The organism is Shewanella sp. ULN5, from assembly GCF_030731885.1.
Lineage (GTDB): Bacteria > Pseudomonadota > Gammaproteobacteria > Enterobacterales > Shewanellaceae > Shewanella > Shewanella holmiensis.
Map to the genome: position 1 here is coordinate 46,560 of NZ_JAPJEE010000005.1, position 22,939 is coordinate 69,498.

The following is a 22,939-nucleotide window of genomic DNA, read 5'->3' on the forward strand; positions in this document are numbered from 1 at the left end:
CCTTTAAAAATCAGGATTATTTGTAAAATAATGGTTAACTACATCAAGGAAGAACAATGCTAAAAAAAATGGCAAAAATAATCGGTTATAGTGTACTTTCGTTAACCTTTGTTTTTGTAGTTTTATTTGCAAGTGCACTTTACATTAATTCACAGGATCGTTTTTTGTCTGTGAATAGCCAACAGCTAGAAAAGTGGGCTCAATTAGCCGAAAAGGACGTTGAACAAGTCAGTGAGGCGGATAATGCGTTCAAATTTTCTCAGCAGATAGTTGGCACTCAGTTAGCTCCGATAACGCTACCTTTAACCGAGGATGACAATCTTGTATTAAGACAATACAAACAAGCTTGTTATCAATCTTCGATAGAGCAATGCCAAACTTTTATTGCTAAAAACCTTTCACAAATTCAATTAATGGTACAAAACCATGCTGAGTTAATTGCTCAATATCATCAATTGATGACTTTGCCAGTCTGGCATGAAAATATTGATGTTAGCGTTGAAAGGCCACAACTGAACATTGCCGCATTATTTGAAATACAGCAAATTACAGAGATTAATGCGCTGCTTTCGTCTCGGCCTGATAGCCCAAGTATCATTAATGACTTCCTCAATGATGACTATCGTTTTTGGCATAATGTTTTTCACTCCTCTTCATACCTAATTACTTTTAACCTTGCGGGTAATATGATGAAAAGTAATTTAGAGCGCGGTGTGAAATTCCTTTCAGTCGAAGATGCAGACAAAGGAACTTATCCGATATCCTGGACACTCGATAATGAGTTATCAGCAGAAAGTATCCAACGAGTGTTTGCTGGTGAATACATTTTCGGCAAAACAGTGATGAACACTTTACGTGAAAATTCATACCAGCTGACGGATGTGGAATTTTATTCACAATGGATTTTGGGGCATTTTTTCAAAATTAATGACAGTTTGAATATAAATTCCGAAGTATTGTTAGCACAATATCAGAAAGTGATGTTAGAAAAACAAAGTTTGGATAATAAGATAAGTAAGACAGATATTAACGCAAAATTTAAGACAATTGATGATGAGTTAATGCAAAAATTTGCCTATTGCCAAATGGATTCAACTATTGAACAACTATGGGCACTAAAATATAACCCGATTGGCAAAATGCTAAGCTGCTCTCCACCCTATATAGACAAATATTTTGATATTGTTCAGGACATTAAAAAGCTTCAACAGCAATCCACAAATCTACGAGTCAGTTTGAAGTAAATCATTGTAATAATGGTGTTATTATCCGAAGGTATAAGCTGCTATTTGCAAACAGATAGCAGCAAAAATGCCCGCCAGAACATCGTCAATCATAATACCAAAACCACCATGCACCTTGGCATCTAGCCAGCGAATTGGCCAAGGTTTGATGATGTCAAAAAATCTAAAAAAGATAAAACCGACAATCAACCATGTTAAACCAGCAGGAGCTGCAATCATGGTAATAAGTAAACCTGCCACTTCATCCCAAACAATCGCACCATGGTCATGCACTTGCATATCTTTGGCTGCTTTGTCACAAATATAGACGCCAATAATCACACTGAACACAGTTAACGCCAGATAGACAGGCAAACTCAGCTGACACATTAACAAATAAAGCGGAACGGCCGCGAGAGTACCAAATGTACCAGGCGCTTTAGCCGCTAAACCGCTACCAAAGCCTAATGCAAGAAAGTGGATCGGGTGAGAAAGGCGTAAACGCTTTACGGCGGGATCTTGTGATAGTAAATTCATGAGAAATGCTCAAAACCTTTGAATTCAGGTGTAAAAGGCTGACCATCTAAGGTAAATTTAATTTTATTACCTGAGCAAATTTGGCCAATTTTAACAAACTTTACACCCGCATGAAGTAATGCTGTATCAATTGCCCCACGTTGTGCTTCAGGAACAGTGAAAAGTAACTCGTAGTCTTCACCACCAGTAAGTGCATAGGCTAAAGCCTGCTCGGCACCGACACTCTCGGTGAGAGAACTGGATAATGGGATTGCATTGGCATCGATCACCGCACCGACATTAGAGGCCTTGAGGATATGAGAAAGATCGGAAACTAAACCATCCGATAAATCAATGGCACTTGAAGCTAATCCTCTTAAAGCCTGCCCGGCTAACACACGCGGTGTCGGGTAATAATGGCGGTTTAGTAAATACTCTTTGTGTTCGGGTTTTATAACCTGTTTGTTTCTGAGCATATCAAGACCTAAGGCCGAGTCACCTAAGCTGCCAGTCACAAATACCCAGTCACCAATTTTGGCTCCACTGCGCTTTAGCGCCTTACCTTTAGGGACTTGGCCATTAATGGTGACATTAATACAACGAGGACCGCGAGTCGTGTCACCACCAACCAATGCCACACCATAGTATTCCGCAGCTTCAAATAGTCCGCTACTGAAGTCAGCAAGCCATTGTTGGTTAACATCCGGTAATGACAGCGCAAGAGTCATCCAAGCAGGCTCTGCTCCCATAGCTGCAAGGTCTGAAAGATTTACCGCAAGAGATTTATAACCCAGTGCATGCGCAGGCATATCTGCAAAGAAATGAACCCCTTCAACTAAAGTGTCACATGAAATGGCAATCACTTTACCATCAGCAGGTTGAACCAAAGCACAGTCATCGCCAATGCCGAGCATGACATCGCGACGTTTTTGGCCTTTATTCTTAAAAAATTGTTCGATAAGTTGGAATTCTTTCACGCTAACTCCGGTGCGGATCCCCGCCCAACTAACTTTGATGCATTTTGATACAAATAAAAACGGTATCCGAAGATACCGTTTCTAGCATTACTTGTTTTTAACGATCTTATCTAATAAACCGTTAACGAACTTATGACTATCATCAGCACCGAAGGCTTTCGCAAGTTCGATACCTTCATTAATGGCAACCTTAAAAGGGACATCTTTTTTGAAAGTCAGTTCAAATGTTGCTAAGCGTACGATGGCTTTTTCTACTGGTGACACTTCACTAAAATCACGATCTAAGTGTGGTTTTAATAACTCATCAATTTGAGCTACTTTAGCGGTTACACCTGCTAATAACTCACGAAAATAAGCAACATCGACACCGTCTAAACTTTGTTCTGTTAAGAATTCATGTTCAACATCAGCAACATTGTTGTCTGTCAGTTGCCATGAATAAATAGCTTGAACGGCTAAACGGCGTGCCTTACGGCGCTCTGAAGGCTTCATTAAATTTCCTACTATACCAACTGTTGTTCTAACTCTTGCAGTACGTTAACCATTTCTAACAGGCTTAATGCAGCTTCGCCGCCCTTATTGCCTGCTTTTGTACCCGAGCGCTCGATAGCTTGCTCAATGGTATCTGTTGTTAACACACCAAAAGAAACGGGGATGTCATACTCTAATGCTACTTGAGCAAGTCCCTTGTTACATTCACCGGCAACCATGTCAAAGTGAGGCGTACCACCACGAATAACTGCACCTAATGAAATAATACCGTCAAATTTACCACTTGCTGCAACACGACGGGCAGCTAATGGTAATTCCACTGCGCCAGGTACACGCACAACAGTAATGTTGTCATCTTGAACCTGACCAAAACGTTTTAAAGTATCAATTGCGCCACTGAGCAGGCTTTCAACAACAAAGCTATTGAAACGCGATACTACGATCGCCACTTTGGCATTTTTCGCTTCGATATTACCTTGAACTATGTTCATTTTTATCTTACCTAATTTAGCTAAAGCACCCAGCTTGGGCGAAAGAGGCGGTATGATAACACAGCCGACCACTCTGAGCGCAATGCAATTATTGAAATTGTTAAACTGAAAGGGTTAATTTTTACTCTGAAACATATTCAGTCACTTGCAGACCAAAGCCTGATAATGAGTGATATTGCTTAGGTGAACTCAACAAACGCATGGATGTCACGCCTAAACTAGACAAAATTTGCGAGCCTACACCCACGCGACGAGAAGTTCCCTGCCATTGCGCTGGAGCAGTTGCTTCACCATTATCTTGCGCTTCAAATGACTTCACTTTGGCTAAAATATGGCTCGTATGCTCTTGGTTGCCCAATAACACTAACACCCCACCTTCTTGCGCAATGCGCGCCATGGCTTTTTCTAATGGCCAACTACGCTTTTGATCGCGCTCTGAATGTAATAAATCATTGAAGGTATTTTGTAAGTGAACTCGCACCAAACTATTAGCAGTGACTTCACCTTTTATCAATGCATAGTGCAGTTGATTATCAATGGTGTCTCTGAATGTGACCATATCAAAATCACCAAAACGAGTCGGTAATTTACACTTAGCTTCCCGTACTACGGTCGTTTCTTTATTGTTACGATATTCGATTAGATCAGCAATTGTGCCGATTTTAATACCGTGCTTTTCACTGAAAACTTCTAAATCTGGACAGCGTGCCATAGTGCCATCTTCATTTAAAATTTCAACAATCACGCCCGATGGTTCAAAGCCTGCAAGACGAGCCAGATCGCAACCCGCTTCGGTATGCCCAGCACGAATTAACACGCCACCGTCCTGAGCCATTAATGGAAATATATGCCCTGGTTGCACTAAATCAGCTGCTTTGGCATTTTTTGCCACTGCGGCTTGCACGGTTACCGCTCTATCGTGGGCAGATATACCTGTGGTAACACCTTCTGCGGCTTCAATTGAAACGGTAAAATTCGTCGAAAACTGAGCGTTATTATTGGTGACCATTAAAGGGAGATTTAGTTGTTGGCAACGGGCTTTTGTCATGGTTTGACAAATTAATCCACGACCATAAGTTGCCATAAAATTAATCGCTTCTGGTGTGACACACTCAGCAGCCATGATCAAGTCACCTTCATTCTCTCTATCTTCATCATCCATTAAAATAACCATTTTACCTTGGCGGATATCTTCGATGATTTCTTCTATGCTATGTAAAGCCATGTGGGAACCTTTAATCGTTATTAATTATGATTGCTTGTGGGGTCGAACTTTAGGTTTACGTTTATCTGTTTTAACCTGTTTATTTCATAAATCCGGCATTAGCTAACATTGCCATTGTTACGCCAGATTTAGGATGATGCTCTGCTTGCGGCTGCATTAACCTTTCAAGGTATCGAGCGATCAAATCAACTTCAATATTAACGCTATCACCCGCTTTCAAATTGATCAGTGTAGTTTCGCTGGCGGTGTGCGGAACGATTGTTAATCTAAATGAGTTCGCTTTCACTTCGTTTACGGTCAAACTTACGCCATCTATAGTTATCGAACCTTTATGAGCTATGTATTTAGCTAACGTCGCGGGAGCTGTTAACCAAAACTCTATGGCCTGACCGCGATGCTCGCACACATCAACTTTGGCAATACCATCAACATGACCGCTGACCATATGACCACCTAAACGGGTCGTCGCGGTAACCGCTTTCTCTAAATTGACTTTTTGTCCAACCTTGTAATTTGCAAAACCGGTTAATGCCACGGTTTCTGCAGAGACATCGGCAACATAGCCGTCAGCCAAACATTGCACCACGGTTAAACAAACACCATTAGTAGCGATGCTGTCACCTAATTTAACATCAGATAAATCAAGTTTACCGCTAGCCACGGTCAAACGAATATCATTACCTTTACGTTCAATTTTTCGTAACGAGCCTAGGGCTTCAATAATGCCAGTAAACATAATGACTCACTTATATAGAAAATGCTCAACACTGCTGAACATGTATAATTAACTATTTTAGCCTAAACGGAATATCAATCGTGTGTCTTGGCCGACATTTCGCTTATCTTTTAAGACTATTTTAGGGATCATGTCCATCGTCTGATAATTGGGCAGCAACAACATATCTCGTCCTTCACTCCCCATTATTTTATCTGCTTGGTATAACACAAGCTCATCCGCTAAATTTTGTTCAATAAAACTACCTGAAAGCGTTGCACCCGCTTCAATCATAACACTATTACAACTAACGCCGAGATGCTGTAATAACTCAGTTAAGCAAACGCGCCCTTGCGAGTTAGCATTAACTCTTAGCAAGCTGACATGTTGGGCAAATGAGCATTTTACCTCATCAGAATAATCACGCGTGGAGACCAACAAAATCGGACTTTGAATGTTAAATAACTTAAACGATGAGGTTAGGCGGGCCTTTGAATCCAACACAACCCTTAATGGCTGATGTAGAGATGAGGGTAACAGTGAGCTTTTCAAGCTACCTAATTGCTCATAACGGACATTTAGGCTGGGATCATCGGCTAATATCGTTTCTACACCAGTAATAAGTGCGCAATGACGGGCGCGCATTTTTTGTACATCATCACGGGCAGTAGCGCCCGTTATCCACTTGGATTCACCATTGTTAAGCGCTGTTTTGCCGTCTAAACTGGCTGCAACTTTTACAGTTACCCAGGGAAATCCGGTTCTCATGCGTTTCATGAAGCCGAGGTTCAACTCAAATGCTTCAGATTCTAATAAACCTACGTCAACTTGAATGCCAGCATCTCGCAACATGTTAATACCGTTACCCGCCACTTGGGGATTTGCATCTTTAACAGCAATAACAACCCGAGCAACTTTAGCATTAATCACCCCTAATGCGCAGGGCGGCGTACGGCCATAATGACTGCAAGGTTCCAAGGTAACATAAGCCGTTGCACCTTCGGTTTTGTGACCATTAGCAGCAGCATGGGCTAACGCGTTAACTTCAGCATGACCTTGACCAGCCACTTGATGATAACCTTCACCAATAATCTGACCGTTTTGCACCAAAACACAACCTACACAAGGATTGGGGCGGGTGGTGTACAGTCCTTTGCGAGCCAATTGAATAGCTCGACTCATCATTTGGGTATCAAAAACACTCACGTAAGCCATACACAAAATACTCAGTGGATTTTACACATTTACTTTTGTAACTTAGCGATAGCCTCGCCAAATTGAGAGACATCTTCAAAAGCACGATAAACCGATGCAAAACGAATATAAGCCACTTTATCTAGGCTCATTAATTGTTCCATCATCAAGTTACCAATCATTTCAGAATCAATTTCACGCTCACCTGTCGCGCGTAAAGTGGATTTAATTTTGGTAATCGCCTGTTCTATCTCATCCATCGACACGGGGCGTTTTTCAACCGCTCGGAGCATGCCACCACGTAATTTTTCTTCGTCAAATGGCTGACGACTGCCATCACGTTTTATCACTCTGGGCATAACCAGTTCAGCCCCTTCAAACGTGGTGAAACGCTCATGGCATTCAGTGCATTCGCGACGACGGCGAACTTGGTGACCATCTGCCACCAAACGCGAATCGATAACTTTAGTGTCTGTCGCGCTACAAAAAGGACAATGCATTGAACCTCCACAAAATAAAATGGCCGCTAAAATTAGCGGCCATTAAAGTTTATCCTATTTGTTCATCAAGGTTAAGCTAACCTTTGGCTCAGCTTACACTCTGAACATAGAATCAAGTCTAAAACAGAATTACCCGTAAACTGGGAATTTGGCACATAAAGCCAATACTTGGCCTTTAACGCGCTCAATGACAGCTTGATTTTGGGCATCATCTAAAATGTCACAAATCCAACCCGTTAACTCTTTCGCTTCAGCCTCTTTGAAACCACGACGCGTGATTGCAGGTGAACCGATACGGATACCTGAAGTCACAAATGGTGAACGCGGATCATTTGGCACTGAGTTTTTGTTCACAGTAATGTTAGCGCTACCTAATGCGGCATCAGCTTCTTTACCGGTCAATTCACGACCGATTAAATCAACTAGCATCAAGTGGTTTTCTGTACCGCCAGACACAATTTTGTATCCGCGAGCTAAAAACACTTCAACCATCGCTTTAGCATTTTTAACAACTTGCTGCTGATACACTTTAAACTCAGGCTCTAATGCTTCTTTAAAGGCTACCGCTTTACCGGCGATAACATGCATTAATGGACCACCTTGGCCGCCAGGAAATACCGCTGAGTTTAATTTCTTATATAAATCTTCATCATCAGCTGCAGAGATAATGATACCGCCACGTGGGCCAGCTAAAGTTTTATGGGTTGTTGACGTCACAACGTGTGCGTGTGGAACTGGGTTTGGATAAACGCCAGCAGCGATTAAGCCCGCAACGTGAGCCATATCAACAAAGAAGTATGCGCCAATTTTATCAGCAATTTCGCGCATTCTAGCCCAATCAACAACACCAGAATAAGCCGAGAAACCACCGATCATCATTTTAGGCTTATGTTCAACCGCCAAACGTTCCATTTCATCGTAGTCAATTTGACCAGACTCATCGATACCGTAAGGAATGATATTATATAACTTACCAGAAAAGTTAACTGGAGAGCCGTGTGTTAAATGACCACCGTGTGCAAGGTTCATCCCTAATACAGTATCACCTGGCTTCAATAGCGCCATGAAAACAGCACTGTTTGCTTGCGAACCTGAATGAGGCTGAACGTTGGCATAGGTTGCACCAAATAATGCTTTAGCACGTTCAATTGCTAAGGTTTCAACAACGTCAACATACTCACACCCACCGTAGTAACGCTTACCAGGATAACCTTCAGCATACTTATTGGTTAACTGAGAACCTTGTGCTTCCATTACACGTGGACTGGTGTAGTTTTCAGATGCAATTAATTCGATGTGCTCTTCTTGGCGACAAGTTTCATCTTCAATGGCTTTAAATAATTCTGGATCGTAATCCGCAATATTCATCGCTTTCTTAAGCATGGTGACTCCAACGATAGGTTTTATAGTAGTAGGGTTGCGCGGTATTCTACTCTGCAAATGCAAACAATCCCAGCCTTACAGCATGAATTTAGTTACTTATGAGCAATAGAAAATCTCATGCGAAAATGAAATAGATGATTTTATTCATAAACTTAATGTTTTTATTGTAAAAAACTTTTGATGATTAGATTCATAGATAGCTTAAAACAGTCACTAAAAACACTGTTCTACTTTTGATACCTAAAAGGGCTAATTCTTAAAAGAAGCCTATACAGAGTAGCTGCATAAAATTCTGTATTTATGCATTATCTAACATATTCTTGCTCATCACTATCACCGCCTATTACTTAATTCCCCCTGAAACCTTGATACATAGACTTAGTGCTCAAGGTTTCATAATGATAAAAAACACCCATTTACATCGAAGCGATAAAATCCGATTTAAGTTAGATTCAGATTCCATTAGAATCACACCTATTCAGTGTTCATCAAATAATGGGATCCCATGGCTCAATTTGTATACAGCATGCTTAGAGTGGGCAAAATTGTTCCGCCTAAAAAGCAAATTTTAAAAGACATTTCGTTAAGTTTTTTCCCTGGTGCAAAAATTGGAGTATTAGGCTTAAACGGTTCAGGTAAATCAACATTACTGCGCATTATGGCCGGTATTGATACTGAAATTGAGGGTGAAGCTCGCCCTATGCCAGGACTAAAGATTGGTTACCTACCTCAAGAGCCAAAACTCAATCCAAATCAAACCGTGCGTGAAGCCATAGAAGAAGCGGTAAGTGATGCGAAAAACGCTTTGACCCGTTTAGATGCTGTATATGCCGCTTATGCTGAGCCTGATGCCGACTTTGACGCATTAGCTAAAGAGCAAGGTGAATTAGAAGCCATTATTCAAGCGCAGGATGCCCATAATTTAGAACACATTCTTGAACGTGCGGCCAATGCATTACGTTTACCTGACTGGGATGAAAAAATCGAAGTTTTATCCGGTGGTGAACGTCGACGTGTTGCTATTTGTCGCCTATTACTTGAAAAGCCAGAAATGCTATTACTTGATGAGCCAACCAACCACTTGGATGCTGAATCAGTAGCATGGCTTGAGCATTTTTTACAGGAATATAATGGCACAGTTGTGGCGATTACCCATGACCGTTACTTCCTAGACAATGCCGCGGGTTGGATTTTAGAACTTGACCGTGGCGAGGGTATTCCATGGGAAGGTAACTACTCTTCTTGGTTAGAGCAAAAAGATGCGCGTTTACAACAAGAATCGGCAACTGAAAGCGCACGCCAGAAGACCATTGCCAAAGAATTAGAGTGGGTTCGCCAAGGGGCAAAAGGTCGTCAATCTAAAGGTAAAGCCCGTATGGCTCGCTTTGAAGAGTTGAACACCAATGACTATCAAAAGCGTAATGAAACCAATGAATTATTCATTCCACCAGGACCACGCTTAGGCGACAAAGTTATCGAAGTCAATAACTTAACCAAATCCTATGGCGATAGAGTGTTAATTGATAATTTATCATTTACCGTGCCTAAAGGGGCGATTGTTGGCATTATTGGCGCTAACGGCGCCGGTAAATCAACCTTATTCAGAATGATTTCAGGCACTGAGCAACCAGATAGCGGCAGTATTTCGATTGGTGAATCGGTACAAATTGCCTCTGTTGAGCAGTTCCGTGACTCAATGAATGATAAAAATACCGTTTGGCAAGAAATCTCTGGCGGCCAAGACATTATGAAAGTCGGCAATATGGAAATACCTAGCCGTGCTTATGTTGGCCGCTTTAACTTCCGTGGTGGCGATCAACAAAAAATTATTGGTACGCTGTCAGGTGGTGAACGTAACCGAGTTCACCTTTCTAAGCTGCTTCAAGCTGGCGGTAACGTATTACTCCTCGATGAACCCACCAACGATTTAGATGTAGAAACCCTGCGCGCACTCGAAGAAGCTCTGCTTGAGTTCCCTGGATGTGCCATGGTGATTTCGCATGACCGTTGGTTCTTAGACCGTATCGCGACTCACATCTTAGATTACCGTGACGAAGGTAAAGTTAACTTCTATGAAGGCAACTTTACAGAATATTCAACCTGGTTAAAAAATACCTATGGTGCGGATATCGTCGAACCTCATCGTTTAAAATACAAGCGAATGACTAAGTAATCATACTGTTAATAAAACGGGAGCTTCGGCTCCTGTTTTTGTTTGTCTTGCCACAAACTGATTGCACGCTCAAAATATCATTAAATTTATATTCAAAAGCTTCAATTTTATTATCAATAGCGTGTTTTTAACACGAATGACCTTAATACCATGGTTTAAAAACGTTATTCCCCCTGACATGCCATTGGTTATTGATAAGTTGTTAATGGTTAGCGGTTAGCGGTTAGCGGTTAGCGGTTAGCGGTTAGCGGTTAGCGGTTAAGTTTGGTAAAAATATGACATGTTAACCAGCCCTTATATCTTTGCTAATTGAAATCGGCATTTTTAGCTGCAGCAAAGCGGTTGCAACGACCATTGCAATTAAGCTCACACCACTTCCTCCCTCCTCCACAGTGTAACGAATAAATAACCGTACAATTAAACCAATAAAAATCAACAACACATTAAAGCACAAGTAAAACCATTCACATATTTGCATCATCATTATGTTTAGAAACAAAAAAATCGCTGAGTTTTACACACCTTTACGCTCCAATGATAAAAAATGAATACAATAGCCCCACTAAACTCCCACTCGTGTTTTGGCTAATACTCTTATTGAGATCGCTTTTTTATGAAAAAAATTATCATCCTTATTATTTTACTGACCGCTGCAATTACCGGGATGGTGCTTAGCAAAGATAAGCCACAACCTAAAGAAAAACCGGCTTCAAGAACGATCCCTGTAATCACTGCCAAAGTGGATAATCATCCATTAGCTCAATCCATTACACTTGTCGGTAAATTAAAAGCCAAACAATCGGTGTTTCTTGCTCCGCAAATCAGTGGAAAAATAGATCAAATTAACGTCAAATCGAATCAATATGTCAGCCAAGGACAAGTACTAATCACCATAGAAAATGCCAAAGCCACTGCCAATATGGCAGAGGCCAAAGCATACTACGCCGATGAATTACGCATCCAAGATGAATTCGGACGACTCATCGACGTCAACGCCATAACGCAAACAGAAATTGAAGCACAAAAAGCCAAAGTAGATATCGCTTCAGCAAGATTAGCGGCTGCCAGTGCTGATTTACATTATCACAGCCTAATAGCACCGTTTTCAGGAAACGTTGGCTTAATAAACTTTAGTAAAGGCAAAACGGTTAATACTGGTGAGTCGTTACTGACATTGGATGATTTAAGCCAGCTATACCTAGATCTGAATATTCCTGAACATTATCTGTCGTTATTGACTACGGGGATGACAATCAATGCGACCAGTCGAGCTTGGGCTGATAAGACATTTTCAGGCAAGGTGACCGCGATTGATCCAAGAGTGAATGAAGACACATTAAACTTAACCGTGCGCGCCTCTTTTGCAAATGCAAACAACCAACTAAAACCCGGCATGATGATGTCTGCAACGCTGGTTTTCCCTAGCGTGTCATCGCCAATGGTGCCTGTTCAAGCTTTGGAGTATTCAGGTACTAAGCGATACGTTTACGTAGTCGACCAAGACAATATCGCTAGAAAAACCGAAGTTGAACTTGGCGCAAGAATAGACAATGAAGTACTTATCAATGCAGGTTTAAATATCGGCGATAATATTGTGGTGCAAGGTTTAGTCAATATGCGAGATGGCATAACAGTGAATGACTTATCCGACGCCGCTAATCTCTCATCACCTCAACCTCAGGAGCAACGCTAATGTGGTTAAGTGATACCGCGGTAAAACGCCCTGTTGTTGCCATTGTGCTGAGTATTTTATTGTGTGTATTTGGCCTAGTGTCATTCTCTAAATTATCAGTCCGAGAAATGCCCGACGTAGAAAACCCTGTAGTCACTGTGATGACGACCTATAGCGGTGCGTCGGCAACGATTATGGAAAGCCAAGTTACCAAAGCTATTGAGGATGAATTAACCGGGATCAGCGGCATTGACGAGCTGACATCAACTACCCGTAACGGTATGTCGCGAATTTCTATCGCATTTAAATTAGGCTGGAATTTAACCGAAGGTATCAGCGATGTGCGAGATGCGGTTGCCAAAGCCCAACGAAGGTTACCCGACGAAGTTGATGACCCCATAGTATCTAAAGATAATGGCACTGGTGAGCCATCTATTTATGTCAATCTTAGCTCAAGCAAAATGGATCGTACTCAGTTAACCGATTACGCCCAGCGTGTACTCGAAGATAAATTCAGCTTAATCACGGGCGTGAGTTCTGTCAGCATTTCAGGCGGCTTGTACAAGGTGATGTATGTTCAATTACAACCGCAATTAATGGCCGGTCGTAATGTTACCACCAGCGATATTATCAATGCCCTAAGAGCGGAAAATGTCGAAACACCCGGCGGTGAGGTGCGTAATGACACCACAGTTATGACCGTCAGAACCAAGCGCCTTTACAATACTGCTGCCGATTTTGATTATTTAGTGGTAAGAAATAGCAATGATGGTACGCCAATTTACCTTAAAGATGTGGCACAAGTTTTTGTTGGCGCAGAAAATGAAAACTCGACCTTTAAAAGTGACGGCGTGGTTAACCTTAGCTTGGGGATAATTCCGCAATCCGATGCTAACCCATTGGATGTGGCTAAAAATGTTCACCAACAGGTTGAAAGTGTTCAGCAATTTTTACCTGAGGGTACCCAATTAGTTGTCGATTATGATGCGAACGTATTCATTGAACGTTCGATTAATGAAGTTTACAACACACTATTTATCACCGGCGTTTTAGTTGTGCTGGTGCTGTATATCTTTATCGGTCAAGTCAGGGCGACATTAATTCCTGCGGTGACGGTACCTGTCTCACTTATTGCCGCATTTATGGCAGCCTACAGCTTAGGTTACTCAATCAATTTATTAACCTTAATGGCACTTATTCTGGCGATTGGCTTAGTCGTTGATGATGCCATTGTAGTTGTGGAAAACATATTCCATCATTTAGAAAAAGGAGAGCCTCCGTTACTCGCCGCCTACAAGGGCACTCAAGAAGTGAGCTTTGCCGTAGTGTCAACCACACTAGTACTGGTGATGGTGTTTTTACCTATTTCATTTATGGATGGCATGGTAGGACTCTTATTTACCGAGTTTTCAGTCATGCTGGCAATGTCAGTGATCTTCTCTTCGTTAATTGCATTAACGCTTACCCCTGTACTCAGCAGCAAACTGTTAAAAGCCAATGTAAAACCTAACGCCTTTAACCAATGGGTTGATATCCGCTTTCATCGCTTAGAGCAGCTTTATCGAAAAGGCGTGACATGGGCGATAAACTGGCGAGTTGCCGCACCTTTCGTCATTATCGCCTGTTTGGGTGGAAGTTACTTATTAATGCAACAGGTTCCTTCACAACTGGCACCACAAGAAGACCGTGGCGTACTGTTTGCCTTTATTAAAGGGGCTGAAGGAACAAGTTACAACCGCATGATCGCCAATATGGATATTGTTGAACAAAGGCTAATGCCATTGCTAGGACAAGGCACCATTAAATCATTCAGCGTACAGGCTCCCGCATTTGGCGGTCGAGCTGGCGACCAAACCGGTTTTGTCATCATTCAATTAGAAGATTGGGAACACAGAGACACTAATGTTAAACAGGCATTAGCACTTATTTCATCATCACTGAAAGATATCCCTGATGTAATGGTACGTCCTATGATGCCAGGCTTTAGAGGCCAATCGAGTGAGCCGGTTCAATTTGTGTTAGGAGGCTCTGACTATCAAGAATTATTTAAGTGGGCACAGATTCTTCAACAGGAAGCTGACGATAGCCCCATCTTAGAAGGCGCTGATTTAGACTATGCCGAAACCACCCCTGAGTTAGTGGTTACTATCGATAAACAAATCGCCGCTCAGCTGGGTTTAAGTGTAGCAAGCATTTCAGATACCCTTGAAGTCATGTTAGGCGGACGCAGTGCAACCACCTTTATTGACCGAGGAGAAGAGTACGACGTTTACCTTAGAGGTGATGAAAACAGTTTTAACAGTGTGTCCGACCTTAGTAAGATTTATTTACGTTCAAATAAAGGCGAGCTCATCACCTTAGATACTGTCACCAATATCGAGGAGGTCGCCTCACCGCAAAAGCTAAGCCATACCAATAAGCAAAAATCGATTACGCTAAAAGCCAATTTAGGCGAAGGGTACACTTTAGGTGAAGGGTTGGCTTTTCTTGATCAACGAGCCATCTCACTACTACCCGATGATATTTCCATTGCTTACACGGGTGAGTCTAAAGACTTCAAAGAAAACCAAAGCGGCGTCATGATTGTTTTTGGCCTGGCCTTATTGGTCGCTTACTTAGTATTAGCCGGACAATTTGAAAGCTTTATCAATCCTTTGGTCGTCATGCTAACGGTGCCGATGGGTATTTTGGGTGGCTTTATTGGTTTAACACTCACCAGCCAAGGGATCAATATTTACAGTCAAATAGGGATGATCATGCTGATCGGTATGGTGACCAAAAATGGTATTTTGATTGTTGAATTTGCTAATCAGCTAAGAGATAGAGGGCTAAGTTTAAATCAAGCGATTATTGATGCATCAGCACGCCGATTACGTCCTATTTTGATGACAGCGTTTACAACCTTAATAGGCGCTTTGCCGCTCATCCTATCAACAGGTGCAGGCAGTGAAAGCAGAATTGCCGTAGGCACCGTGATATTTTTTGGTATGGCCTTCGCAACGTTAGTCACTCTGTTTGTTATTCCTGCAATGTATCGACTGATTTCGGCTTCAACCAAATCACCAGGATACGTTGCCGCTCAATTAGATGAAGCGATAGCAAAACAGCAAAAGTCCAACAACGAGTGTGTTAACATGCCCTAACCCAGCGACCTTTACTCACACCTTGTAGGTTAATAAATGTATAAAATTGCCGTATTTGTGGATGTTCAAAATATTTATTACACCTGTAAACAGGCTTTTAATCGTAGCTTTAATTACCGTGAATTGTATAAGCAATTAGAAGAGCGTGGTGAAATTGTCCACGCTATCGCCTATGCCATAGCCCCTAATGATGATGGTCAGGTTAAATTTCAGGATGCGTTAAAGCATATTGGTTTTACCGTAAAAACCAAGCCGTATATTCAACGCAGCGATGGTTCAGCTAAAGGCGACTGGGACGTTGGAATTACCATCGATATGTTAGAACTTTCCGCAGACATCAATGAAGTGATTTTACTCTCTGGTGATGGGGATTTTGATTTACTGATACAAGCCATAAATCGTAAGTATGATTGTTTAACCCATGTGATTAGTGTGGTGCGATTAACCGCAAAATCATTAACCGATCAATGTCAATTGCACACGCCTATTGATAATAATTTGCTGCGTTAGCACGTGTATTAGCAATGGTTTTATATAGCGTTTTTGTTAACTAGCGCAACTGATTATGTATTATTTGCATCACTCGTCATTGCTAACGATACTCTGGTTAACGCTAATTTTTACGCCAATTGTGAAGCTAATGGTGACCTACGTTAGTCGACATATTGGCTACGGTTATAATCTATCGTTAAGGTATTTCCCCCTTTACTTTCACCTTAAATCACCAAACAGATTTATGTTTAAAAATAACGTAGTTTGAGCTCTAGCGACTGAAACTTAATCTTCATTTATCCCTAGATGAATTAAACCTAACTTGATCATATGACATAAAAAATGGCCTTGTAACGTCAGTAATCAGGCCATTGTCATATTAGTATTTATCGTTAAACTCAACGCTGGATAGCTCACAATACAAACGACGTTTTAATCACGGCTTAAATATCGCTAGAAGCAATTAGTTTGCACTATGAGTCACTAACGTTGGTTTTAATAAGTTATCGTGTACTGGACAGCGATGACAGACAGCATCAAGAAAATCTTGTTTTTGCTGCTCATCTAAATCAGCATCAATGGTGGCAATTAAATCGATTTGTTTAAATCCAACAGGATCATCCGTTTGCAGCCCTGAAAGCCCTGCGGTATTGAGTACTGCTTTCACTTGCACATCAAATTGACGAATATGGATTTTTTTGTCACGAGCCACCATTTTAGCTATGGCAGAAATGCACCCCGCTAACGAGAACAAAAAAGTTTCCAACGGATTTGCGCCTTCATTGCCAGCCGTTGGCTGATCAATAATTAACGTATGCTCGCGAATTTGCGCAGTCACTTTCCAACTTTCACCCATGGTTGTGTTAACTTCAACAATTTTATCAGCCATTATTGCTCCATTTATAACAACATTCATTAGAAAAATCTTATGGATAAATTATACCGCTGAAATGCTTTTATTTGCAATGCTAACTTAAACTTGCAAAATCAACTGGGATAAATTCACTGAAATAAATCTCAAAATCCTCTACACTGCCCATCGCTTATTTTAAATCGTATTTAAACACTGACAGTTAGGAACATCATGCAAAAGCCAAGTAATAGTAACGCATTTATATGGAGTGAATCAGCCCACTTTGCGGTGCAAATTTACTATGAAGATACTGATTTTTCAGGCGTGGTATACCACCCTAATTTTCTGAAATATTTTGAACGAGCGCGCGAACACGTTATTGGTGCAGATGTTTTACAAACACTATGGAATCAACAAGGTTTAGGGTTTGCGGTCTATAAGAGTGACATGATTTGCCATGATGGTGTGGAATTCGCAGATATCATCGACGTGAGAACGCAATTTTGTTTCGAAAGTAAATATCGCACTATTTGGAAACAAGAAATTTGGCGGCCCAATGCCACGAAAGCCGCTGTAACCGCACATATTGAAATGGTGTGTATGAACAACAAAAGACAACTAACGGCAATGCCAGCACAATTAATAGCCTTGCTGAATCAAACCATGCCCAAATAACGCACATAATCATCACAGCAACAATGACACCGTTTATCCCTGAGATAATTTGGGGTAGACCTGAGCGAACTCAGTTGCATCGCAGGGTTTTGAAAAATACTCCCCTTGAATTCTGTCAGCACCAAATTCAGCGAGGATTTGTAACGTACTGAGGGTTTCTACCCCCTCTACTGTCACATCAAAGCCTAACTCTTTGGCTAAAACAATGGTCATTTTCACAATACTTTGTGCTTGTTTTTCTTGCTGGAATCCCTGTAAAAAGGCTTTATCAATCTTCACTTCGTTTACTGGTAAGTGACGCAAATAAGCAAGTGAAGAGTGCCCGGTACCAAAGTCATCAATGGCCACTTTTACCCCAAGCATTTGTAATTGCTCTATAGTATTGATGACCTGTTCATAGGAGGCCATTAATGCACTTTCAGTAATTTCAATCATTAAACATTCAGCGGGAACTAAATAGCGTGTTAATAGATTAGAAATATCGGCGACTATGGGCTTACCATGCAGATCATCACTTGAAAGATTAACTGCAACCTTGACATAAATACCTTGTTCACGCCATTTTGCCTGCTGAGAAATGACTTTTTCTAACACCCAACCACTGATTAAACTGATCATACCGGTATGTTCAGCCAAAGGGATAAATTCATCCGGAGATATTTCGCCTAACCCCTCATGATGCCAACGGATCAATGCTTCCACCTCAACACACTTTCCGCTTTTTATATCCAGCTTGGGCTGATATACCATAAACAATTGATCTTGTTTTAAGCCTTTTGGCAGGCTGTTAATAATTAGCAGTTCGCGATATTGCTTTTTATCATCATCTTTGTCGTAGTAAGCGATACCTTTTTGATCTGATTTCGCTTTTTTCAATGCTAAATCTAATCTGCGCAGCATAATACTCACGTCTGCATGATGCTCAGTTAACGTTAATGCACCTAATTGTACCGTCACACTGATGGGTTGTTGTTCTATTTCGAACGGTTGCTGTAATTCATCCTTTATTGCAAGCAGCTGCTCATGATCGATTACTTCAGGAAAAAATAACAAAAACTCATTACCATTCATTCTGGCAACAAACTGAGCTTTTCTCGATAACGAATTAACCCGCTGTGAAAACGCTTTTAATAACGCGTCACCAAATACGAAGCCGAAAAGATCATTTACAAAACGAAACTGCTTAATATCAATTAATAAAATCATCCCATGTTGGATAGGCATTCGACTTAATATTTTACGTTTAAAACCAACCCGATTGGATAATCCAGTTAACTTATCGCGTTCAACATTAAAGGGAATGGATTTTTGTAAATTGATTAAAGCGGTGATAAAAGGGGTAAATACTTGGGGGATAGAACCAAAGTCGACGGGTGATATTGTTTGTATTTGACGCTCTAAGATATGTGTTAGCTGCTGTAAATAGCGTTTTTGGCGCCAGCAATAAACCCCAGCGGCAATCAACATGACACCGAGGAATATGGCTAAAATCGTCACACAAAACAAATACATTGTCTGCGTCATTAAAAGTGCCTATTCACAGTTTGGCCTTTCGGAAAAATAAGTATCACTATCAAGCTTAATAACACTTATTGGTAGCTTTCCTTAATCGAATGATATAAATCAGTAAATACATCACTGCCTAAATCTTCTGGTGTTACAGGTAATCCGCGTCCAACAAAAACATCAAGGCGCTGTGCTAATTCTTCACCTGCACGTAACTCACCAGTGTAAAACGCCGCTGCACGGATAAAATCTAAATAGGTAACCTGTTCTGGTAAATAATGGAAATCAGCCCAACGCTCAACAACTTCGGTTACTTCTGCAGCAAAATCCCAACTTTTTAATACCGCACGACCAATAGGACCTTGCATTTTTCGCACTAAACCGCGAAGTTGATCTATGCTGGTGAACAGTTCCGGATGCACCTCAGCTTCAGATAATACTGGTAGCGCGCCAATGTTATGCACTAAACCAGCTAACGTTAAAGTTTCGCGATCTAATTTTTTACTTGGGTTTCGCTTGTTGTAAATTTCTAACATGGCACAAGCAGACGCCGTTACTTCAATGGATGTTTGCCATACTTCATCCATCACTTCCCACACCATTTCATTGGTAGAAATAAATAACTGCTCCATTGCTACAGAGGTCGTAATACTTTTAATTTGCACTAAACCAATACGATTTACTGCCGCTGAAATATTCTCAGCTTTATTGCCTCTTGAGTATAGTGCGCTATTGGCGACTTTAATAATTCGCGCAGAAATTGCCGCATCTTGGCCAATAATGTCACCCACTTGTTTCAAACTAGAGTCAGGGCGCGAAACCACTTCTTGTACTCGCATCGCCACTTCAGGCAATGTCGGTAATACAAGGGCATCGGCCTTTAGTTTTTTTAATAAGCTGACCAATAGTTGATGTTCTGTAGACATGCTGTCTCCATCAAAAGTGAAAAACATAATGATAGAATTGTATACTGAATAAAGCACGTTATGCGAGCTAAGCAGAAGAAAATCAGCATAATTTCAAAACATATTACAAAAGCACGGTTAATTACTCCGGATCTCCGCTATAAATAGACAGCAATACCAAGTTAAAAAATCAAAAAGAGATTCACCTCACAAAAAGAAAGGTCTTACTTGCTCTGCTATTATAACTTCAGTACGATCGCGCCCCCGCAACCTGCGCGCTTTATTTTATCGTTAGATTGAGAGTAATTATGTTTAAACCAGAGCTATTGTCTCCTGCTGGAACCCTAAAAAACATGCGTTATGCCTTTGCTTATGGTGCTGACGCTGTATATGCAGGCCAACCTCGCTACAGTTTGCGAGTCAGAAATAATGACTTCAAAATGGAAAACTTAGCCAACGGCATTCAAGAAGCGCATGATTTAGGCAAAAAGCTCTATGTAGTCAGCAATATTGCGCCTCATAACGCCAAATTAAAAACCTACTTAAAAGACATGGAGCCCGTGGTTGCAATGCAGCCCGATGCATTGATCATGTCTGATCCAGGTTTAATTATGATGGTGCGTGAAGCATTCCCGGATCAAGTGGTACACCTTTCCGTTCAAGCCAATGCCATTAACTGGGCATCAGTAAAATTTTGGCAACAACAGGGCATTAAACGCGTGATCCTATCACGCGAGTTATCCTTAGATGAAATTGAAGAAATTCGTCAACGTTGCCCTGATATTGAGCTAGAAGTGTTTGTTCATGGTGCATTGTGTATGGCTTATTCTGGCCGCTGCTTATTATCAGGTTACATGAACAAACGCGATCCAAACCAGGGAACTTGCACCAATGCTTGTCGTTGGAAATACGATGTTCATGAAGCAAAACAAACTGAAACAGGCGATATTATTGCTGTCAATCCTGCCGTTCAAATTGAAACACCACCCACTTTAGGTGCTGGCGCACCATCAAGTGAAATAGTGCTGTTACAGGAGCCTGGCCGACCTGGCGAATACATGCCAGCATTTGAAGATGAGCATGGTACCTACATTATGAACTCAAAAGATTTACGTGCGATTCAGCATGTTGATCGCTTGACTAAAATGGGTATTGATTCATTAAAAATTGAAGGCCGTACTAAATCGTTTTACTACGTAGCACGTACTGCGCAACTTTATCGCCAGGCCATTGAAGATGCTGCTGCAGGTAAAGATTTTAATCGCACGTTAATGCACAATTTAGAAGGGTTAGCTCATCGCGGCTATACTGAAGGTTTTTTGCGTCGTCATGTACATGATGAATATCAAAACTACGATTATGGTTATTCCATTAGTGACACTCAGCAATTTGTTGGTGAATTTACCGGTAAACGAAATGCTGCTGGTTTGGCTGAAATTGACGTTAAGAATAAGTTTATTGTTGGCGACAGCGTAGAAGTCATGACGCCACAGGGTAATTTTAACCTAACGATTAAACAGTTAATTAATCGCAAAGGTGAAAGTGTTGAGGCTGGATTAGGGTCAGGACATTTTGTGTTCCTAGAACTGCCAGCTGAAGTCAACACAGATAAAGCAATTTTGATGCGTAATCTTCCACAAGGTCAGGATACGCGTAATCCTCATCAGGCAATTTAAACCATGGCTTTACTCATTGATGATAGCTGTATTAACTGTGATATGTGTGAACCTGAGTGTCCTAACTCAGCTATCACTATGGGTGAAGAGATCTATGAAATCGATCCCGATTTGTGTACTGAATGTGTAGGACATTATGACAAACCCACCTGTGTATCTGTATGCCCAATTGACTGTATCGACCCCGATCCTGCTCATGTGGAATCACAGGATGCATTAATGGTGAAATACGGCATCATTACTGGAAAAATTTAGCATAAAATAATGATACAAAAACGGCGCTTAGAAAGCGCCATTTTTATATGCGGTTAATGGATATCAATCTTCAGCGCTAAGTACAATTAACTAAATTCAGTTTATGCAGCCAAAAAAGTATCAAACAGCTGCGTTCCAGTAAACCATAACTATTCCACTCGTAATCAGGTCATGGGAGTGAGAATTGCGCGCTTTCTAAGAAACAGTTATGAAAGGGTAATGGCTCACGATATCAGCGTCTTTGGTGATAGACATCCTGCAACCAGCAGTCGTAAGCCAGCTGGCTATTCAGTAACATAGGGGGGCTAAAAGAGATAACCTGTGCTTATTGGTATTGTTGCAATGTCTGCAGAGTCACCGCTAGCTTCTCTATCGCTAACTTAGCCCCCTTAGGTAATGAGTCAAGCTCAATCCCCAAAAGTAAATTTTTAACTTCCAGCCCTAACTCTGTGTCGCCATCAATCAATAACTTTCGCTGAAAAAACAATGTATCAGGATCCTCTTTACCTGCGGCGACCAAAAGCAATTCGGGGACATTCGCGGTAAAAGTCACATCGGCTTGTTGTTGATGACATAAAATTAATTGGCCATCAAAACTCAATTGAAATTGTAATCCAATATCTGCCACAGAAATGGCAGCCCATTTGCCCTTCAAAAAATCAAGTTCAGCCTGCTCAATTTGCGGCTTCAACATTAAATTCAGAAGCTTGGATAATAGATCTAACTTTAGTTTGTCAGGTACTAAAGCTAATGACTTTTTACTCACCCGGGGGGCTAAATCTAAAACACGCGATGCAAGTTGTTGAGAAATTCCACTCACTTAATTTGTCCTTGAACAGTTGATTCATTTAATCGCGCAAGTTTAGCGATCTT

The 22,939-nt window shown here is 41.2% G+C and carries 21 protein-coding genes; 8 read left to right on the forward strand and 13 right to left on the reverse strand.

Annotation, left to right across the window (positions count from 1 at the left end):
* Positions 1 to 56: 56 nt before the first annotated feature.
* Positions 57 to 1,244, forward strand: coding sequence for a hypothetical protein (locus ORI98_RS06545; protein WP_306134700.1), 1,188 nt, complete (start codon positions 57 to 59; stop codon positions 1,242 to 1,244).
* Between the two features lie 21 nt (positions 1,245 to 1,265).
* On the opposite strand, the gene ORI98_RS06550 is transcribed toward ORI98_RS06545, so the two are convergent.
* The 9 genes from ORI98_RS06550 to glyA form a co-directional block, all read right to left on the reverse strand.
* Positions 1,266 to 1,760, reverse strand: a complete 495-nt coding sequence (locus ORI98_RS06550) for a phosphatidylglycerophosphatase A (protein WP_261297278.1) — start codon at positions 1,758 to 1,760, stop codon at positions 1,266 to 1,268.
* A complete protein-coding gene (gene thiL, locus ORI98_RS06555) occupies positions 1,757 to 2,716 on the reverse strand; it encodes a thiamine-phosphate kinase (protein ID WP_306134701.1) in 960 nt (319 codons plus the stop codon). The genes ORI98_RS06550 and thiL overlap by 4 nt, the downstream gene beginning before the upstream one ends.
* Before the next feature lie 87 nt (positions 2,717 to 2,803).
* Positions 2,804 to 3,208 (reverse strand): transcription antitermination factor NusB, encoded by a 405-nt coding sequence (gene nusB, locus ORI98_RS06560; protein WP_261297280.1) that lies wholly within the window; start codon positions 3,206 to 3,208, stop codon positions 2,804 to 2,806.
* An 11-nt stretch (positions 3,209 to 3,219) separates the two neighbouring features.
* A complete protein-coding gene (gene ribE / locus ORI98_RS06565) occupies positions 3,220 to 3,699 on the reverse strand; it encodes a 6,7-dimethyl-8-ribityllumazine synthase (protein ID WP_261297281.1) in 480 nt (159 codons plus the stop codon).
* Positions 3,700 to 3,820: 121 nt separating this feature from the next.
* Positions 3,821 to 4,924 (reverse strand): bifunctional 3,4-dihydroxy-2-butanone-4-phosphate synthase/GTP cyclohydrolase II, encoded by a 1,104-nt coding sequence (gene ribBA / locus ORI98_RS06570; RefSeq protein ID WP_261297282.1) that lies wholly within the window; start codon positions 4,922 to 4,924, stop codon positions 3,821 to 3,823.
* 79 nt (positions 4,925 to 5,003) lie between these two features.
* Positions 5,004 to 5,660, reverse strand: a complete 657-nt coding sequence (locus tag ORI98_RS06575) for a riboflavin synthase (protein ID WP_261297283.1) — start codon at positions 5,658 to 5,660, stop codon at positions 5,004 to 5,006.
* Between the two features lie 57 nt (positions 5,661 to 5,717).
* A complete protein-coding gene (gene ribD / locus ORI98_RS06580; protein ID WP_306134702.1) occupies positions 5,718 to 6,854 on the reverse strand; it encodes a bifunctional diaminohydroxyphosphoribosylaminopyrimidine deaminase/5-amino-6-(5-phosphoribosylamino)uracil reductase RibD in 1,137 nt (378 codons plus the stop codon).
* 29 nt (positions 6,855 to 6,883) lie between these two features.
* A complete protein-coding gene (gene nrdR, locus ORI98_RS06585; protein ID WP_261297285.1) occupies positions 6,884 to 7,333 on the reverse strand; it encodes a transcriptional regulator NrdR in 450 nt (149 codons plus the stop codon).
* 129 nt (positions 7,334 to 7,462) lie between these two features.
* Positions 7,463 to 8,716: a serine hydroxymethyltransferase gene (gene glyA, locus ORI98_RS06590; RefSeq protein ID WP_306134703.1), complete on the reverse strand. Its 1,254-nt coding sequence runs from the start codon at positions 8,714 to 8,716 to the stop codon at positions 7,463 to 7,465.
* Between the two features lie 505 nt (positions 8,717 to 9,221).
* Here glyA and ettA point away from each other — a divergent pair.
* From ettA to ORI98_RS06610, 4 genes are all read left to right on the forward strand, one after another.
* A complete protein-coding gene (gene ettA / locus ORI98_RS06595; protein ID WP_306134704.1) occupies positions 9,222 to 10,889 on the forward strand; it encodes an energy-dependent translational throttle protein EttA in 1,668 nt (555 codons plus the stop codon).
* A gap of 613 nt (positions 10,890 to 11,502) precedes the next feature.
* Positions 11,503 to 12,582, forward strand: coding sequence for an efflux RND transporter periplasmic adaptor subunit (locus ORI98_RS06600; RefSeq protein WP_261297288.1), 1,080 nt, complete (start codon positions 11,503 to 11,505; stop codon positions 12,580 to 12,582).
* On the forward strand, positions 12,582 to 15,704 hold the full coding sequence (locus ORI98_RS06605; RefSeq protein ID WP_306134705.1) for a multidrug efflux RND transporter permease subunit: 3,123 nt from the start codon (positions 12,582 to 12,584) through the stop codon (positions 15,702 to 15,704). The genes ORI98_RS06600 and ORI98_RS06605 overlap by 1 nt, the downstream gene beginning before the upstream one ends.
* A gap of 36 nt (positions 15,705 to 15,740) precedes the next feature.
* On the forward strand, positions 15,741 to 16,214 hold the full coding sequence (locus ORI98_RS06610) for an NYN domain-containing protein (protein WP_306134706.1): 474 nt from the start codon (positions 15,741 to 15,743) through the stop codon (positions 16,212 to 16,214).
* 445 nt (positions 16,215 to 16,659) lie between these two features.
* Here ORI98_RS06610 and ORI98_RS06615 read toward each other — a convergent pair whose 3' ends face one another.
* A complete protein-coding gene (locus ORI98_RS06615) occupies positions 16,660 to 17,085 on the reverse strand; it encodes an OsmC family protein (RefSeq protein WP_261297291.1) in 426 nt (141 codons plus the stop codon).
* Positions 17,086 to 17,280: 195 nt separating this feature from the next.
* On the opposite strand from ORI98_RS06615, the gene ORI98_RS06620 reads away from it, so the two are divergent.
* Positions 17,281 to 17,724, forward strand: a complete 444-nt coding sequence (locus ORI98_RS06620; protein WP_306134707.1) for a thioesterase family protein — start codon at positions 17,281 to 17,283, stop codon at positions 17,722 to 17,724.
* Positions 17,725 to 17,757: 33 nt separating this feature from the next.
* Here the strand turns inward: ORI98_RS06620 and ORI98_RS06625 are convergent, their stop codons facing one another.
* On the reverse strand, positions 17,758 to 19,248 hold the full coding sequence (locus ORI98_RS06625; RefSeq protein WP_306134708.1) for a bifunctional diguanylate cyclase/phosphodiesterase: 1,491 nt from the start codon (positions 19,246 to 19,248) through the stop codon (positions 17,758 to 17,760).
* A gap of 65 nt (positions 19,249 to 19,313) precedes the next feature.
* On the reverse strand, positions 19,314 to 20,156 hold the full coding sequence (locus ORI98_RS06630; protein WP_306134709.1) for an HDOD domain-containing protein: 843 nt from the start codon (positions 20,154 to 20,156) through the stop codon (positions 19,314 to 19,316).
* Between the two features lie 287 nt (positions 20,157 to 20,443).
* Between ORI98_RS06630 and yegQ the strand changes: the two genes are divergently transcribed.
* Positions 20,444 to 21,811, forward strand: coding sequence for a tRNA 5-hydroxyuridine modification protein YegQ (gene yegQ, locus ORI98_RS06635; RefSeq protein WP_306134710.1), 1,368 nt, complete (start codon positions 20,444 to 20,446; stop codon positions 21,809 to 21,811).
* Positions 21,812 to 21,814: 3 nt separating this feature from the next.
* On the forward strand, positions 21,815 to 22,066 hold the full coding sequence (locus ORI98_RS06640; protein ID WP_188840596.1) for a YfhL family 4Fe-4S dicluster ferredoxin: 252 nt from the start codon (positions 21,815 to 21,817) through the stop codon (positions 22,064 to 22,066).
* A gap of 325 nt (positions 22,067 to 22,391) precedes the next feature.
* On the opposite strand, the gene ORI98_RS06645 is transcribed toward ORI98_RS06640, so the two are convergent.
* On the reverse strand, positions 22,392 to 22,886 hold the full coding sequence (locus ORI98_RS06645) for an SCP2 domain-containing protein (protein ID WP_261297296.1): 495 nt from the start codon (positions 22,884 to 22,886) through the stop codon (positions 22,392 to 22,394).
* Positions 22,887 to 22,939: the final 53 nt, after the last annotated feature.

Excerpts from the sequence above, each read along its gene's own strand:
- nusB (WP_261297280.1), bottom strand. The coding sequence starts at position 3,208 with ATGAAGCCTTCAGAGCGCCGTAAGGCACGCCGTTTAGCCGTTCAAGCT.
- ORI98_RS06600 (WP_261297288.1), top strand. The coding sequence starts at position 11,503 with ATGAAAAAAATTATCATCCTTATTATTTTACTGACCGCTGCAATTACC.
- ORI98_RS06605 (WP_306134705.1), top strand. The coding sequence starts at position 12,582 with ATGTGGTTAAGTGATACCGCGGTAAAACGCCCTGTTGTTGCCATTGTG.
- ORI98_RS06625 (WP_306134708.1), bottom strand. The coding sequence starts at position 19,248 with ATGACGCAGACAATGTATTTGTTTTGTGTGACGATTTTAGCCATATTC.
- nrdR (WP_261297285.1), bottom strand. The coding sequence starts at position 7,333 with ATGCATTGTCCTTTTTGTAGCGCGACAGACACTAAAGTTATCGATTCG.
- ribD (WP_306134702.1), bottom strand. The coding sequence starts at position 6,854 with ATGGCTTACGTGAGTGTTTTTGATACCCAAATGATGAGTCGAGCTATT.
- glyA (WP_306134703.1), bottom strand. The coding sequence starts at position 8,716 with ATGCTTAAGAAAGCGATGAATATTGCGGATTACGATCCAGAATTATTT.
- ORI98_RS06550 (WP_261297278.1), bottom strand. The coding sequence starts at position 1,760 with ATGAATTTACTATCACAAGATCCCGCCGTAAAGCGTTTACGCCTTTCT.
- ribE (WP_261297281.1), bottom strand. The coding sequence starts at position 3,699 with ATGAACATAGTTCAAGGTAATATCGAAGCGAAAAATGCCAAAGTGGCG.
- ORI98_RS06630 (WP_306134709.1), bottom strand. The coding sequence starts at position 20,156 with ATGTCTACAGAACATCAACTATTGGTCAGCTTATTAAAAAAACTAAAG.
- ribBA (WP_261297282.1), bottom strand. The coding sequence starts at position 4,924 with ATGGCTTTACATAGCATAGAAGAAATCATCGAAGATATCCGCCAAGGT.
- yegQ (WP_306134710.1), top strand. The coding sequence starts at position 20,444 with ATGTTTAAACCAGAGCTATTGTCTCCTGCTGGAACCCTAAAAAACATG.
- ettA (WP_306134704.1), top strand. The coding sequence starts at position 9,222 with ATGGCTCAATTTGTATACAGCATGCTTAGAGTGGGCAAAATTGTTCCG.
- ORI98_RS06615 (WP_261297291.1), bottom strand. The coding sequence starts at position 17,085 with ATGGCTGATAAAATTGTTGAAGTTAACACAACCATGGGTGAAAGTTGG.
- ORI98_RS06640 (WP_188840596.1), top strand. The coding sequence starts at position 21,815 with ATGGCTTTACTCATTGATGATAGCTGTATTAACTGTGATATGTGTGAA.
- ORI98_RS06575 (WP_261297283.1), bottom strand. The coding sequence starts at position 5,660 with ATGTTTACTGGCATTATTGAAGCCCTAGGCTCGTTACGAAAAATTGAA.
- ORI98_RS06620 (WP_306134707.1), top strand. The coding sequence starts at position 17,281 with ATGCAAAAGCCAAGTAATAGTAACGCATTTATATGGAGTGAATCAGCC.
- ORI98_RS06545 (WP_306134700.1), top strand. The coding sequence starts at position 57 with ATGCTAAAAAAAATGGCAAAAATAATCGGTTATAGTGTACTTTCGTTA.
- ORI98_RS06610 (WP_306134706.1), top strand. The coding sequence starts at position 15,741 with ATGTATAAAATTGCCGTATTTGTGGATGTTCAAAATATTTATTACACC.